At 37.4% G+C, this 1,748-nt stretch carries 2 protein-coding genes; both read left to right on the top strand.

The genetic code is table 11. From position 1 onward, the window contains the following. Positions 1–693: ParA family protein (locus LU279_RS13415; protein WP_274422983.1), on the top strand; the 693-nt coding region annotated here is incomplete at its 5' end. Next, the gene (locus LU279_RS13410) at positions 683–1,582 is read left to right on the top strand and encodes a ParB/RepB/Spo0J family partition protein (protein ID WP_009263254.1); all 900 of its coding nucleotides are present in this window, start codon (positions 683–685) and stop codon (positions 1,580–1,582) included. The genes LU279_RS13415 and LU279_RS13410, both read left to right, overlap by 11 nt. Positions 1,583–1,748 lie beyond the last annotated feature (166 nt).

Genomic DNA, 1,748 nt, shown 5'->3' with positions numbered 1-1,748 from the left:
AAAAAAGTGTTATTGATTGATGCGGATCCACAGGGAAGTTTAACTGCAAGTCTTGGATATGTAGAACCGGATGATATTGGAACAACTCTTGCAACTATTATGATGGGCGTTATCAATGAAGAAGAAATTGTTGAGGAGGAAGGCATTTTACATCATGAGGAACACGTGGATCTCCTACCGGCCAATATTGAGTTATCTGCTCTGGAAGTAACCATGAGTAATGTAATGAGTAGAGAACTGATCATGAAGGAATATATTGATACGATGCGATCACGATACGATTATATTTTGATTGATTGTATGCCAAGTTTAGGCATGATGACCATCAATGCTTTAGTAGCTTCTGATACGGTTCTGATACCTGTACAAGCTGCATATCTGCCGGTTAAAGGACTTCAACAGTTGATCAGGACTATTTCTATGGTAAAGAAGAGATTGAACCGGAAGCTGACGATACAGGGAATACTTTTGACAATGGTGGATTTTCGTACTAATTACGCCAAAGATATTGCTTTCAGAGTGAGAGAAACTTATGGATCTAAGATTTCTATCTTTGAAAATGTCATTCCACTATCAGTTAAGGTAGCTGAAGCAAGTGCGGAAGGAAAAAGTATTTATTGTCATTGTCCAAATGGAAAAGTATCTATGGCTTATGAAAATCTGACGCAGGAGGTTTTGGAAAATGAAAAGTAGAAGTGGAGAAAAAATCAAATTGACAAGCATTGATGAATTGTTGGGAGTAGTCAATGAAGAATCGGCAATGGAGATTGATATCAGTAAAATTCATGCTTTTAAGGATCATCCATTTAAGGTATTGGATGACGAAAAGATGACAGACTTGGTGGAGAGTGTAAAGGCAAAAGGAGTACTGACACCAGTTTTGTTACGGCCCGATGGTGAAGATGGATATGAGATGATATCTGGCCATAGAAGAATGTATGCGGCTGTTAGAGCTGGCTTGAAAACAATTCCTGCAATCGTGAGAGAGTTGTCAGATGATGATGCTGTAATCGCCATGGTAGATGCCAATATTCAACGAGAAGAGTTACTTCCGAGTGAAAAAGCATTTGCTTATAGGATGAAAATGGAAGCAATGAAACGGCAAGGAAAAAGAACAGATTTAACTTCGTATCAAAATGAGACGAAGTTGAGATCTGACGAAATATTAAGTAGACAGGTTGGAGAAAGTCGTGCACAGGTTCAGCGCTATATTCGCCTTACAGAATTGATTCCAGAATTATTAGATATGGTAGATGCAAAGAAGCTGAATTTTACCATTGCTGTTGATATTTCCTACATTGATAAAGAAATGCAGAAATGGATTTACGAGTATATCCGCGATTCAGGATTTATCAAACCAAAGCAGATTACAGCTTTGAGAAAACAGTTAGAAGAAGGACCGGTGAACCAGGGATTTATGATCTCAATTTTTAATAGTTGTATAGTGGTAAAAGCACCGGAACGAAAAGTGGTGTTATCAGGAAAGAAGCTTACAAAATATTTTCCGGAAGACTATTCGGAAACGGATATGGAAAAAGTGATTGAGGCATTGCTGGAACAATGGAAAAGAGAACAGAAATAAGGGTTGTCAAAATAAGACAACCCGAAGAAAGAAGAGATACAGAAGTTTAAAAAAAGGACTTCTATGAGAGAAAGGAAGGGAGGAAGATACATGGATAAAAAAATGAATTTTAAATATTTTTATGGAACAGAAGCAGACCAGTTTAGTTTTTACAGAATACCCAAAG

This window comes from Blautia sp. XA-2221, assembly GCF_028767025.1.
Classification (GTDB): Bacteria; Bacillota; Clostridia; order Lachnospirales; family Lachnospiraceae; genus Blautia_A.
Note: the sequence above shows the minus strand (reverse complement) of the source record. Positions and strands in the feature narration are given on the sequence as shown.